We start from the raw sequence: 14,036 nt of genomic DNA, 5'->3' as shown, positions 1-14,036 counted from the left end.
AAGTTTTCATCCCCAAGAAGTAAAAATAGAGGCTACTAATTGTATACATATATGTTTCTATTTGTATACAGTTTGATTGTTTTTGATGTTTAATTCATTGTTTATTAGTGGTTTTTATCTATTCTGATAAAAAGAAGAAGCATTGATGTTTTTAGAGAAATTGATAAGTGGTTTTTAAAGCAGAAAATAATTTAAAAGGAAATAAAATATTTAAGATAGCATAATAGTTATATTTTCTTAAATATTTTAACCTGAATTTTTAAAATTCAGGTTATATAGTTTTTTATGGATTAAAATTCAATCCATAAATGATTTTTCAAGTTAATATAAAGTCAGTAAAAGAAGAGAAGCTTATGCTGGTTTATATGAAACCTCTTGCATAGTAAACCTGTATAATAAAAAATAACAGCGTAAAGAATCCTACAACATAAGGATGATAACGAAAATTTTCCTTGAGAATATAATGAAGAGCTTTGAATAATTTTATCAATCCCATGACCCCCAAAATAATAAATACAATGAAAATAATAAAAAAGATATAATCTCTTACACTGTAAGCTCCCGATATAGTAATTTTATCAAGATGATCCAAATAAGATTGCACGTTCACTGTCTGCCCTAAAAACATTGCAGAAAGGATAAGGATAAAGAACGGAGTAGATGTGTACACAGTAGTATAAATAAAAGAAAACAATAATGTTCTAAAAGTTATTGTATTTACCTTTTCTTTTTTGTACCCTAATAATAAGATACTGAAAACTACGGCAGTGAAATTATTCATCAGAAAGATAAACAAGGCTTTTTCTACCATGCTTAGCCCCTTGATTTTGGAAATAAAACTTTGCTCCCCGCTGTAATCCATTAAGAGAACGGAAACAATCACGGAAGTATATACAGACAGTTTGATAGGAGAAAGATAATCATGAAAACGATCCGTTTCTTCCTTTTCCATTTCATGAACGGATAGATCATAACAACGTTTTGGATCCTGAAACAGTTTAAAAATTGTAACAGGAACCAGCAATATTTCAATAATTATCTGTAGACAAAGCTTCTCAAAGCTATCAATTAATTTTTCGAACATACACCGGAAGTTAAGGGAACAAGTTTACTATGCAATTTAAATAATTTTTAGATTGCATAGATTATAAAAACCGGTGAATTAGAGAGCTTTATCTTGGAAGTCCTTTCTTTAAAGCAATATTGGCATTTTCTACTGCTTTTCTTTCCTTCCAGTCCATATATCTTTTTTTGTATCTCCCTTTCATGAAGTTGTCAAAATTACGCTGAACAGCCAGATTCCAAAGAGAATGTGCTTTTACAGCCCAGCTTTTATCCCATGCACGAAGTGAAATAGAGAATGAACCATCAAGGTATTTCATCCAGTGCCACCATCCGGTAGGCATAAATAAGGTGTCTCCGTGTTCCAGGAAGCATTCAATACCTTCAATGCCATCCAATGCCGGGAATTTTTGAAAGTCAGGATTGGAAATATCATAGTCTTCCAGCGCATAAGTAGCGTAAGGTAGCTTATACAGACGTGTTTTCCATTTATATTCAAAAAGAAGAACATGCTTTCTTCCATTGAAATGGGTATGGAAAATATGAGGCATGTCAATATCATAATGAAGGAAGGTCACAGAACCTTTGCCTCCAAAGAACATACTTGGGTATTTATCAAGGAATCCACCCATAAGGTTTTTAGGTGGTATATAATCATCTAAAAGTTTTGGTGCAAATTTGATGGGATCAAAGAAAAATATTCTAAGATCAGTAGGCTCACGTTGAATAAGGTCTACATAATCTTTGAAGGGCATTTTGGTAGTCGGAGTGTTGATCGGTGCGGCTGGATCAGCTTTGGAGCTGTCATATAAAGGTACTTCCACATCGCCCACAACCTCTTTCATGTACTCCATTGTCCATTTTTGATAGGCAGGCCAATTTCTTGCCATATTTTTGATTACCACTGGCTTACATGGCTTTAGATATTTTTCACGGAATTCTTCTTGTGAAATATCATCTACAATATCAATAGGTTTAAGGAGTATTCCCATTTGCTTCAATTATTAGGCTAAAATATTAAATATTTATGACAATAAATGAAAAAAGTGGCGTTTATTTGGAACTGTTATAAATAGTTTTTCAAAAATATTCTATCAATATTTTTTAATAAAGTAATAATAAATAAGTTAATTCTATTTTCTATTCAAAAAATAGGTGTAATTGAATGTGAAAAATAATATTTTGATACTGTATTAATCATAGGCATCTTGTAATAGTTTTGGATTGTAATACAAAAGAAACGATAATAGAGGGCGTAGTATTGGTATCGGGATAGTGTTAATTTAATTATAAATACTTTTTTAATTTAAAATTGCCTTTGTTTTTCGATTTTAAGATAAAATTATTGCAAATTAATATCCAGTCCATTTTTCAAAAAATAGCTATATTCGGGCTTCATAAAAAAATTATATGCAAGTATACGAAGGGATTTCTGTGGGGTTGTATCTGTTGTTAATGATAGGTATAGGCGTATATTCTTATAGAAAATCAACAAGCAATTCAGAAGAATTTTTAATTGGAGGAAGGAAGATGGGAGCTGCGGTTACCGCCCTTTCTGCAGGAGCTGCGGATATGAGTGGCTGGTTATTGATGGGTGTTCCGGGGGCAATGTATCTGTCCGGGATTTCCAGTTCATGGATCGCGATAGGGTTAACGATCGGGGCATTTCTCAATTATATCATTGTGGCACCAAGGCTCAGGATTTACACCGAAGTAGCTCAAAACGCAATTACTTTACCTGTATTTTTTGAGAATAGGTTTAAGAACAAAAACCATATTCTGAAGATTACCTCTTCCATTTTTATTCTGGTATTTTTTACACTTTACACTTCAGCGGGGATGGTATCCGGCGGGAAACTGTTTGAATCTGCTTTTGGAATGGATTACACTGTAGGATTATTACTGACAAGTCTTGTGGTCGTGTTGTACACCTTTTTGGGAGGATTTCTTGCTGTGAGTCTTACCGATTTTGTACAGGGAACCATTATGGTATTGGCATTGGTGATTGTTCCTATTGTGGCAATTACCCAGATTGGAGGAGTGGGAGAAACTATTTCATTGATTGAAGCGAAAGATCCTAAATACCTTGATCTGTTCAGAGGAACCACTACTGTAAGTATTGTATCTCTGCTTGCCTGGGGGTTGGGATATTGTGGGCAACCACATATTTTGGTGCGATTCATGGCTATTGATAAACCGAAAGATCTTGTAAAAGCAAGGAGAATTGGGATAACATGGATGATTTTTACTGTTGCCGGCGCCTTGGCTATTGGTTTGGTGGGAATTGCTTATCTGCAAAAATTTGATGTGGAAACCATGATGAAATTTGACGGATCAAAGACAGAGGCAGAAACTATTTTCATTTATTTCTCGCGTATATTATTTCATCCGTTTATCGCAGGATTCTTGCTTACCGCTATTCTTGCAGCTGTAATGAGCACTATTTCTTCACAGTTATTGGTGACTTCAAGTTCTTTAACAGAAGATATTTATAAAGCTTTTCTGAATAAAAAAGCAACCTCAAAACAATTATTGACTGCCAGCAGAGTTTCTGTTTTATTGGTAGCAGTGATTGCCGTTCTTTTATCATTAGATCCAAAAGACAGTATTCTTAATCTGGTTGGAAATGCATGGGCTGGTTTCGGTTCAGCATTCGGACCGTTGATTCTTTTATCTCTTTTATGGAAAAAAACAACGTGGCAGGGAGGTTTTGCAGGAATGCTGGTAGGTGGAGTTACTGTATTGGCTTGGGTATATCTTGATCATCCATTAAAACATTGGTATGAGATTATTCCAGGGTTTACGTTTTCTTTATTGACTAATATAATCGTTTCATCACTTACTTATAAACCGGATGCTGTGATTGAAAGTGAATTTGATGAAGTGAAGAAAATCATGCAGGAATAATGCATAAATTTTAATCTGATCAACATAAAAAACAAACCCTTGCTAGTGCGAGGGTTTTGTATTATAAAGAGCTACATAAGTTCACTTTTAGTATATTTTCAAAACTCTCCACGACCATGATAACCAAGGATCTCTATCTTCAATTTTTTACCATTATTTTTCTGACTGTATTCAATGTATCATAAAGAACGGTTTCATGGTTTTGAATAAATTTTAATTATCTTTAAATAATCAGAAACATCTAATGAAAAAAATATCGCTTATCATCGGAGCTGTTCTCATGTTGGCTGTTGTTTTTCTTTACAATTTTGGAGGGTTAGATGTTTATTTGCTTAATAAAATAAACACTTCCAAGTTACCTGAGAAATACAAAAGCTATAAAGATATTGATACTACTGATCGCATTACCTTTGGGCATCATGAGATAAAACTGATGTGGAATAGTTATGAAACAATACAACATTTCATAAGTTCTGATGGTAATGTAGTTATAATAACCAGCGAGATTCCCAAAGACAGAAATCAGAAGGAAATAGAGACGGATGGGGAAATGGGAAGTACCCGTTTTTATATAGATTATCATTTTTATAAGCTGGATAAAGATGGAAATGTCATAGACCAATATACTTATAAAGCTACCCGTGAGAACTGGAAAGAATTGCTGTTTGGTGATTTTATCGTGAATTATGAAAAGAAATACTATAAAACCTGGATAAAAGACGGTGATACATTACACAAACCTATGATTATTCAGAATGAAGATCTGAAATGGGAAGAAGATGAGCAAGTCAACCTGTATCATAAAATTATTGAAGAAGCCGATGAGTATTTAAGAGATAGTAAAAGCGGTTCGGAAGGAATTATTACCTATTATATGAACGGAAAATGGTATCAGTTTTTCACCAATACTAAAGCTTTGAAAAACGGATATTTCTCAGATAGAAATCCAGGATATAACAACAGTCTTTTCGGAGAACAATCTTTTAACGAAAGAGAGCTGCAACCCAATCGCTATCCGAACATCATGCCGGTGTATTTCCAGAGAAAAGAATTGGATAAATTTACCTCCAGTGCATCAGGAGGAGCCATATCATCGACATCAAAAAGCTGGAAAGGAGATTTATATTTCCAACTTATGATCAAAGGGGATACCTTAAAATTTAAAAAAGAAATGTCATTTGATGAAGATTTTCCTACCGAAAAATTTTATAATACTAAAGGCGAGAATATCAGTAAACTCAAGGCAGAGATTGAAAAACAATATTCACCTTATTTTTATTTTGAAGATAAAAATCTTAACTTTCAACTCTTTACAACGCGACAGAACAAGTTGTATATTATAAAACCGATTAAATAAAAGAGAATCAGTAACTTTTGAAAAAACTAATTAATCACTTTCAATTCAGATTCAGGCAGAGTTTTAGACTATTGAACCTGAATCCTAGGCGCAGTGTTCCTGTTTTAATAGTTCTTGTAGCTTTAATTGCGGTTAAATTACCTGAAAACTATTACTATCCCGCGCTATTTTTTGGACTCATCATTTTATTTCATTACGAAAGAAAAGACATCCCTTTTCTAAAGAAAGTTTTTGTACAAAGCTGGAGATGGGTTGTTGTATTGGAAACAACAATTATATACAGCGTTTTACTGCTGGGAAATATCAATTATAAAATCGAAAAAATAGGGTTGGGACTCTATGCTTTGATGGTTTTATTTGCTTTTATTTCTCCAAGAACACAACCGAAAGCAACTTTACAATGGAACTTTATTCCTAATGATTTATTTGAATGGAAAGGCTTTCTGCGGAAAAACAGCTGGATGGCTATACTTGGGTTTATCATTGTATTGCTTTCCTCTTATCATCCGGCAACATTGATTCTGGCAGGTGTTTTTGTTCTGGATTATATTTCACATATCTATGAACCTCATGAGAATAAAGAAATGCTGGAAATGTATTTCAAAAAATATACTTTAAAGGAAAAAATAAGAAAAAATTCACTGTTTTTCAATATCCTGCTTTTGCCGGCTTATTGCTCTTTTTTGATTTTAAATCCTTATGAAAGCTTTTATATATTGTATTATTTCGCTTTTATGAACCTTTATTTCCTGTTGATCCTTACCAGAAAATATAAAAATTATAACCATAAAAATAAGAATGGCAATTACGGTATCGGAGTATATCTGGAGTACTTTGTGTGTTGTATGACCATTATTCCTGCTGTTTTAATATTGAAATCAAGTATAAAAGCAGCCGATCATAATATCAGAACCTATGTTGGAGATTAAAAATGTAAACGTTGAGTTTAAAAATCAAAAAGTATTAAACGATCTGAACCTGTCTATAGAAGAAGGATGCATCTTAGGAGTCCTTGGGAAAAACGGAGCCGGAAAAACGACTTTATTTGAATCTGTGTATCAAAGCATAAAATTTTCCGGGAATATTAACTGGAAGGATGAGCGACTACAACGAAAGCAGATCTCTTATCTGGAAACAGAAAATTACTTTTATCCCTATATCACCGGAGAAGAATATCTGGCTTATTTTTTATCCAAAAAAGAAAGTGAAATCACGGATATTGTTAAAAAATTCAATCTACCACTGAAAAAATATGTACAATATTACTCCAGCGGAATGAAGAAGAAACTTGCTCTTATTGGAATGTTGATGTTGGATAAACCAATCAATATTTTGGATGAGCCATTCAATGGAGTAGACTTTGAAGGAGTTCATATTCTTTATGATATCATCAGACAGCTGAAATCTGAAAATAAAGTAGTGATCATAAGTTCTCATATCATTGAAACCCTTTTTCATACCTGTGATAAAATTGCTGTGCTGCAAAATGGAAAGATCGAAAAGGTTTATAATAAAGAAGATTTTAGCCAGTTGAATACACTCAAGTTTTAAATAAAAAGTATTTAATGTTTTCTTTTCAATCTCGTTGTTTTTTTGTGCAAATTTGTAAAATAAGCTTTCAAAAAGCTATATACTTACCTTTAGTTCTATATCTGTCTTTTTGAAAGTATAACCCGGAAAACGTTTATTATGCCCCAATTTTTTCAAGATAAAAGATTGTATTATACACCTATTGAGTTCGCCTTAAGCCATATTGGAGGAACCTGGAAAATGCCAATCCTGTGGAGGTTACAGGAAAAGCCGCTTCGTTTCAGCGAATTGAAAAAGGATATTCCTCATATCACGGATAAAATGCTGACCAGCCAGCTTAGAGAACTCGAAAGCAAAGAAATGATCCATCGTGAAGTATTTCCTGTAGTTCCACCGAAAGTAGAATACAGTCTCACTGAAAAAGGAAAGAAATGCATTCCTGTGATAGAAACGATTATGAGTTTCGGCTACGATTTGATGAAAGAAGAAGGAATCGTTTTTCCACCTAGAGAATAATATCATGTTATCTAAAAGCTTTTTTATACCTTCACAATAAGTTGATCCCATTTTATTTCAACAATATGAAACTGAAATTAGGAATATTAGACCAATCTCCGGTTAGCCATAGTGATTCTTCCGCAGCATCAGCATTAATAAATAGTGTCAATCTCGCTTTATTTGCAGAAGAAACAGGTTTTCACAGCCTCATGTATTCTGAACATCATGGAGTAATGGCATATGGAAGCTCTAGTCCGGAACTTTTGGCTACCATTGTTTTAAGCAAAACAAAAAGAATAAAAGTAGGAACAGCCGGAATTATGATGAGGAATTATTCCGCTTATAAAATAGCTGAGTGGACAAAGTTACTGGGAACATTATACCCCACACGTTTTATTCTGGGATTGGGAAAAGCTCCCGGAGGGTTGAAAGACGCTGTAATGGCGTTGAATAATCATAAACCCGTTATTCTGTCTAATCTGGAAACAAAACTTGAGGAAATCATTCAATACATCAGAGAAGAGAAAGGAATATACAACGGACTTATTGCACAGCCGGTTGACCTAAAAGATTTACCAGAAATTCTTTGGCTGGGCTCTGGGATGACCTCTGCCAACGAAGCTGCTCATCATGGTATAGGATACTCTTTTGCTGCTTTCATGAATAGTGAGAATGGGAAGAGTGTTACAGAAACCTACCTCAAAGAATTTGATGAAACTCAATATGCTTCAAAACCTTCTTTACAGGTTGCTGTTGCCGTATCTGTTGCTGAAAACTCAGAACAGGCGAAAAGAAATGCGTATGGGATGGCTTATCAGTTTTTACAGTCACGACAATTGGTAAGCCCGGAACCTGTTTTACCCACTGAAATGATTGAACAGAGAATATTGGGAACCGAAGATGAGGAAGAATTCTTTACTATTTTAGACAGAATTATTACCGGAACTTCCCAATCGGTTTATGAGAAACTACAAATGACTTCTGAAAAATATCAAACGGATGACATCCTTTTGTTGTGCAATATGTACAGAGAAGAAGACCGAATGAATACCTACAAAAATATCATCGAAAATAATAAATAATTTCACCTGAAAACTTAAGAAATAACTTTTTCATGTGGAATTAAACAGACTTAAAATGATTGAATTCCAATGAAACAGACAAGTTCAAAATTGTATATCCTTACAGGAGGACCTGGGGCAGGGAAAACGTCCGTACTGAATGAATTGAATAGGAACGGATTTATCACAGTTCCCGAAGAAGGCAGAAGAATTATCAAAGAACAAATCAGTAGTAATGGTACGGCTTTGCCTTGGAAGGATAAAAAAAGATTTGCAGATCTTATGTTTGGAGCGTCTGTGGATACTTTTCAAAAAATGAGTAAACTTGCATCTCAGGCTGTTTTCTTTGATCGGGGAATATTGGACACCATTGGCTATCTTAAACTGGAAAAAATTCCTGTGCCTGAAGAAATGAGTCTAAAAGCCCATGAAATGAAATACCACAACAATGTTTTTATCCTTCCACCCTGGAAAGAAATCTATGAAAATGACCCAGAAAGAAAACAAACACTTGAAGTAGCCAAAGCTACCTTTGACTGTATGAAGGAAACCTATCTGGAATATGGCTATAATCTTATTGAAGTTCCAAAACTGACCATAGAACAAAGAGTAGAATTTATCCTTGATATTATTGAAAACGAATTAAAATTATGAATAATGAATTTGAACAAGAATTGATCCGGCTTGCCAATCACGACTTACAAATAAGAAAAAAGCTGGCATCCGAAGGGAAACTGTCAGAAGGTTATCATCCTGAAATGGAAAGTGTACATAAAGCCAATGCAAAGCGGCTTCGGGAAATTATCAGAGAAATAGGATTTCCTACCATCTCAAAGGTAGGTGAAAAAGCTAGTGATGCAGCGTGGCTTATTATTCAACACTCCATTGGAGAGCCAGAATTTATAAAAGACTGTTATCAAATGATGGAAGAAAATAGTCATGATATTAATCTGATCAATAAAGCCTATTTATATGACCGTATACAAGTGTTTCAAGGAAAGCCTCAAAAATATGGAACACAGCTTATTGCAGAAGGAATTCCTTATCCTGTAGAAAATAAAAAGCATTTAAATAACGACCGGGAAAAAGTAGGACTTCCCAAATTATCAACAACCGATATTAATAAAATTCCGGAAATAGAAGAAATTCCAATGATAGACGGAAAAGATAAAGAATATCTGATTTGGAGAAAGAAAGTAGGCTGGCTTTAAAGCTTATAATATGAAACAAAAAAACGGGACAAAGCCCGTTGCATATACTTTAAAATTCGTTAGAAATAATTTTTACTGATCATTCAGTAAAGGTCTCGGATCAAATAGCACCTTCAGGGAATGTATTTTCCCATCCATAATATGATACCATCCAGATGATAAAATGGTTTTCTTTCCCATGTCAATATTATACCAGAAACATATATCATCACCAGAAGTAAAGGTTTTAATGATCTGATATTTAAATTTCATCTGCTTCATGTCTTTTATGTACACTGAAGCACCTTCTCTGGTTCCCATTACTCCTACAAATTTGAAATCAGGATCAAGGCAGCTTTCCGCCTTATCAAAATCTTCCTCATTTAAGTAATGGATAAACTGTTCCGCGATGGTTGGATTTGTATTGCTCATAATCTTGTTTTATAAAAGCAAAATTAAGGGATCATTAAATATTTTATTTGTGATTATAGTCACAAAACAGAAGTAAATGTTTTTTTATCAAATAATTTATTTTCCCAAAACTGCAATTCTATCTTTAGCATATGTAATCTGTGTCTTTTCCTTTTCCTGATTCGGGCTGTTTTTCAGGTATAATTGATAATAGGTCACCGCATTTTTAGGCTGTTTCAGATTCAGGTCATAAAGAAGTCCTAAACGATAATAAATAATATTGCTGTTCCCAAAGGTTAACCCTTTCTTATAAGCTGTCATCGCATCGTTGTATTGATTTTTTGCCTCATAAACACCCGCTAATGCAGCGTAATAAAGCGTTGTGTGCTTAGAAATTGCGTGATCGATTGTTTTTTGAGCGTAGATTTCCGCGTTATTATAGTCTTTCAGTTCCGTATAGCTTAGGGTCATGTAATAGAGAATACCCTCATTTTCTATCCCTAATTCCTCAAGCATTTTATAAAGATCAATACATCTTTTATAATCTTTAAGATAAAAATAGGCTTGTCCCAGATCATTTATAACATTGGCATCAGCATTAATTTTTAGGAGCTTTTCCCCGGTTTCTACAACTTCCACATATTTACCCAAAAGATTTGCAATAGGTAACTGAGCCTGTTGCAAAGTGAAATTCTCAGTATCGGCAGCAATAGCTGTTTTCAATACGTCATATGCCGGCTGATATTGTTTAAGACCATTGTAAACCATTGATAAATCATAGGCGACATCAGGATCGGTTGAATTTAGGGTATTGGCTTTTTTAAGGTAATTTAATTTGGTTTCAGGAGTTTCAGCATAAGTAGCCAGTTGCTTATAAGCACTGAAATTCACACTATCCAGTTGAATGATCTGTTGTAAATAAGACTTGGTATTCGCTACATTTCCCCGTCTGGAATTAATACTTGCAAGGCTGAATAAAGTGGGAAGATTATTGGGCTGAACGGTATTGGCTTTCAGATAACTTTTTTCAGCTTCCGGAAGCTTTCCTGCCATCATATTACAATAAGCAATCTGCATAAGAGCTTTTATGTCCTGTGTGTCTTCTGGATAAACGCTTTGTAGATATTTTGCAGCATCTGAATAACGCTGAGTTTCATAATAACCTAAAAGTTTTTCAGTATCAATTTTAGTGGTTTGAGCATTCAGACATATCAAATTTAATCCAATAAATAGTATGGAAAGCCATTTTTTCATCGTTATTGTTTTTTTTAACTAAAATATCGGATATTTGATTAGCCTGCAAATTTTCCCGTTACTTATTGGGAATTTTAACAGTTTTTCCGTCAGTTGTTGTAAACAAATTTTTCTGTTTCTTGTTTTCTATATTCAAACTATGGAAATTTTATATATTTATTAGATTAAAAGCAGATCATATGGAAATCACCTCTGTAGAATCATTCATTGATTATTATGAAAAAATCCGGGCAAGAACCAATCGGCTTATTGCAATTGTACCGCCGGAGCATATTGACTTTACCTATAAATCCGGAAAATTTACAATAGGGGATCAGATCCGGCATATTGCAACTATTGAACGCTATATGTATGGAGAAACCATTTCAGGAAGACCAAGTGCCTATCCGGGATGTGGAAAAGAACTGGCAGACGGCTATGAAAATACGGTATCCTTTTTCAATGAAATGCACAGACAATCGATAGATATAATCCGTAATTTATCCGATGAAGATCTTACCCGTAAATGCCTGACACCCGCAAATAATGAAATTTCAATATGGAAATGGCTTAGAGCAATGGTTGAACACGAAATCCATCACAGAGCGGAAATATATATTTACCTCAATCTTCTTGATATAAAAACACCACAAATTTTCGGGTTTTCAGCAGAAGAAGTACAGAATTTGAGTATTAAATTGTAAATTTTTCAATTGTATAATGGGTTTCTTAGAATAAATTAAATACGGTTAATTTGTATATTTAGCCTTTCAAAAAAATAACAATGACCAAACCCTTTATCATCCCTTTATTATTGCTGATAAACACTGTATATGCTCAGTCGAATCTGGAATTAAAACCCAGAGATACTCTTAAATATTCACCCCAATCTAAAAAACCTACATGGATTTCCGTACAGTCAAGAAATGCCAATCTTGCAGTATCTATATTTCAGGATGGGAAAAAAATAAAAGAACAGGATGATTCAAGGGGGATTAATAGTGTTGAACGTATTTATTATGCTCCGGAAAAAGGGAAAAAATATGAATTCAGAATCTGGGCAAAATCCTATCTTCAGAACAGTAAAACTGCGGGCGTTTCAATTACAGAAACGAAAGATATTCCAATTTTGGATGGTCACCTCACTCCAGAAAAATTTGTAGAAGACCTGCGTACTTTCCGCTCTATCAGAGAAGCTGCGAATTCAGGATTGTATGTTTACAGAAGTAAGAAGCAGATAGACAGTATTTATCACAAAGCCGAAGAAGAAGTGAAAAGCAGTAAAAACCTTTTTGATTTTTATAAAGTGATTGCTAAGGTTACAGGATTTGAGGGAAGTTGTCACAATTATACAGATTTCCCCAATCATGCATCCTATTATTTAACCCAGAAACCTGAATATCTGCCTATCACTTTAAAAAATATCGATGGACGTTTATTGCAGGATTCAAAAGATGTTAAGATCCCGCTTGCAGCAGAAATTCTGTCTATTAATGGAATTCCTGCAAAAGAAATGATCGAACGTTTTGCAAAATATTATTTCTCGGATGGCTATTCCATGCCCTATAAAGAGACGACTGGTTTTGAAAGAGGAATGCTAGACAAATTTTATATAGAATTCGGGACGCATAAAAACTATGAGATCAGTTATAAATGGAATAATCAGGTTCATCAGGTAACTTTACCGGGAATACAACTGGAGGGTTTTAAAAAACTTCAGGATTCCCGACATTCTCTTGTGGCAGATAAAAAACTTCTGGCAGAAAAATACAGCTTCACTAAAGAAGGTGAAAATCTTTACCGCTTATCCGTGAGAGGCTTTGATTTTGCCACAGGTAAAGAAGATCCTGCCTATAATAAGTTCAGTGTTTTTCTTGATCAGATGATGGATACTCTTGAAAAAGAGAAGATTGATAATCTGATTATTGATCTTAGAGGAAATACAGGAGGAACTGGAGCTCTTTATGAAAAAGTTTTCTCTTATCTTACCCAAAGACCTTTCCGTGACAGCCATTATGCCTACACTAAATTTAATGAGGTTCCTATGGATGACAAACTGATTATTACCAATCTCTTCCTTTCCAACGGAGTGACTGATAAAATAGGATTAAATGCTTACCTCAAACAATTATATCCAAAACAGGTTCAAGGGAAATATTATTGGGGTGACGATAAAAATCCCTCAATTTTGCCTAACGAAAGAACATTTAAAGGACAGCTTTATTTACTCGTTGATCAACGTGTTGCATCTGCTGCTTCTCATTTGGCATCATTAATTAAATCCTATACTAACGCTATTGTCATTGGGAAAGAAACCGTAGGAGGATACTATGAACATAACGGACATTTACCTTTAGTATATGAACTTCCCAATACAGGGATTCAGACAGGGTTTTCCATTGTTCATGTCATTCAGGATGCACAAAACCTTCCGGATCAGAAAAGAGGGCAGGGGATTATGCCTCATATTAAGATCCAGCAAACGGATCAGGAATTCTTAGACGGAACAGATGTTTATCTGAAAAAAGTCTTTGAAATACAGAAACAATATAACAAAATACAACAATAGTAAAATATAGAAGCCATAAATTAATCATTTGTGGCTTTTTTTGACTCCATTTGTTTAATATTTCTCTTGTTGGTGCAAAAAGTATTTCTTTTTATTGTTGGTTTATTTTGATGTTATTTTACTGTTTTACAGCTTGTTATTATTTGATTTTAAAGATTTGATAGAGTTGAATTATTTTTAAAAAGTCGTAGAATTACTACAAATTTTCAGATTGAGGG

14 protein-coding genes are annotated in these 14,036 nt (G+C 33.9%); 10 read left to right on the top strand and 4 right to left on the bottom strand.

Going from position 1 to position 14,036, the window contains the following annotated elements:
• Positions 1-361: 361 nt before the first annotated feature.
• Positions 362-1,084 (bottom strand): hypothetical protein, encoded by a 723-nt coding sequence (locus tag BW983_RS13395; protein ID WP_076552419.1) that lies wholly within the window; start codon positions 1,082-1,084, stop codon positions 362-364.
• Positions 1,085-1,172: 88 nt separating this feature from the next.
• A complete protein-coding gene (locus tag BW983_RS13390; RefSeq protein WP_076552418.1) occupies positions 1,173-2,054 on the bottom strand; it encodes a cupin-like domain-containing protein in 882 nt (293 codons plus the stop codon).
• 418 nt (positions 2,055-2,472) lie between these two features.
• On the opposite strand from BW983_RS13390, the gene putP reads away from it, so the two are divergent.
• From putP to BW983_RS13350, 8 genes are all read left to right on the top strand, one after another.
• Positions 2,473-3,969, top strand: a complete 1,497-nt coding sequence (putP, locus tag BW983_RS13385) for a sodium/proline symporter PutP (RefSeq protein WP_076552417.1) — start codon at positions 2,473-2,475, stop codon at positions 3,967-3,969.
• Between the two features lie 244 nt (positions 3,970-4,213).
• Complete coding sequence (locus tag BW983_RS13380) at positions 4,214-5,326, top strand: hypothetical protein (protein ID WP_076552416.1); 1,113 nt, start codon at positions 4,214-4,216, stop codon at positions 5,324-5,326.
• Between the two features lie 17 nt (positions 5,327-5,343).
• Complete coding sequence (locus tag BW983_RS13375) at positions 5,344-6,255, top strand: hypothetical protein (RefSeq protein WP_076552415.1); 912 nt, start codon at positions 5,344-5,346, stop codon at positions 6,253-6,255.
• Positions 6,242-6,877: an ABC transporter ATP-binding protein gene (locus BW983_RS13370; protein WP_076552414.1), complete on the top strand. Its 636-nt coding sequence runs from the start codon at positions 6,242-6,244 to the stop codon at positions 6,875-6,877. Before BW983_RS13375 ends, BW983_RS13370 begins: the two co-directional genes overlap by 14 nt.
• A gap of 138 nt (positions 6,878-7,015) precedes the next feature.
• Complete coding sequence (locus BW983_RS13365; protein WP_076552413.1) at positions 7,016-7,372, top strand: winged helix-turn-helix transcriptional regulator; 357 nt, start codon at positions 7,016-7,018, stop codon at positions 7,370-7,372.
• A gap of 65 nt (positions 7,373-7,437) precedes the next feature.
• Positions 7,438-8,436, top strand: coding sequence for an MsnO8 family LLM class oxidoreductase (locus BW983_RS13360; RefSeq protein WP_076552412.1), 999 nt, complete (start codon positions 7,438-7,440; stop codon positions 8,434-8,436).
• A gap of 69 nt (positions 8,437-8,505) precedes the next feature.
• On the top strand, positions 8,506-9,069 hold the full coding sequence (locus BW983_RS13355) for an AAA family ATPase (protein ID WP_076552411.1): 564 nt from the start codon (positions 8,506-8,508) through the stop codon (positions 9,067-9,069).
• Positions 9,066-9,626 (top strand): DUF6624 domain-containing protein, encoded by a 561-nt coding sequence (locus BW983_RS13350; protein ID WP_076552410.1) that lies wholly within the window; start codon positions 9,066-9,068, stop codon positions 9,624-9,626. The genes BW983_RS13355 and BW983_RS13350 overlap by 4 nt, the downstream gene beginning before the upstream one ends.
• Before the next feature lie 72 nt (positions 9,627-9,698).
• Here the strand turns inward: BW983_RS13350 and BW983_RS13345 are convergent, their stop codons facing one another.
• Both BW983_RS13345 and BW983_RS13340 read right to left on the bottom strand, forming a co-directional pair.
• Positions 9,699-10,037: a nuclear transport factor 2 family protein gene (locus BW983_RS13345; RefSeq protein WP_076552409.1), complete on the bottom strand. Its 339-nt coding sequence runs from the start codon at positions 10,035-10,037 to the stop codon at positions 9,699-9,701.
• 96 nt (positions 10,038-10,133) lie between these two features.
• Positions 10,134-11,270, bottom strand: a complete 1,137-nt coding sequence (locus BW983_RS13340; protein WP_076552408.1) for a tetratricopeptide repeat protein — start codon at positions 11,268-11,270, stop codon at positions 10,134-10,136.
• 179 nt (positions 11,271-11,449) lie between these two features.
• Here BW983_RS13340 and BW983_RS13335 point away from each other — a divergent pair, with 179 nt between their 5' ends.
• Both BW983_RS13335 and BW983_RS13330 read left to right on the top strand, forming a co-directional pair.
• Positions 11,450-11,953, top strand: coding sequence for a DinB family protein (locus tag BW983_RS13335; RefSeq protein ID WP_076552653.1), 504 nt, complete (start codon positions 11,450-11,452; stop codon positions 11,951-11,953).
• Positions 11,954-12,033: 80 nt separating this feature from the next.
• The gene (locus BW983_RS13330) at positions 12,034-13,818 is read left to right on the top strand and encodes a S41 family peptidase (protein WP_076552407.1); all 1,785 of its coding nucleotides are present in this window, start codon (positions 12,034-12,036) and stop codon (positions 13,816-13,818) included.
• The last annotated feature ends 218 nt before the right edge of the window (positions 13,819-14,036 follow it).

This window comes from Chryseobacterium ureilyticum, assembly GCF_900156735.1.
GTDB lineage: Bacteria > Bacteroidota > Bacteroidia > Flavobacteriales > Weeksellaceae > Chryseobacterium > Chryseobacterium ureilyticum.
This window is presented reverse-complemented; position numbering and strand designations above follow the sequence as displayed.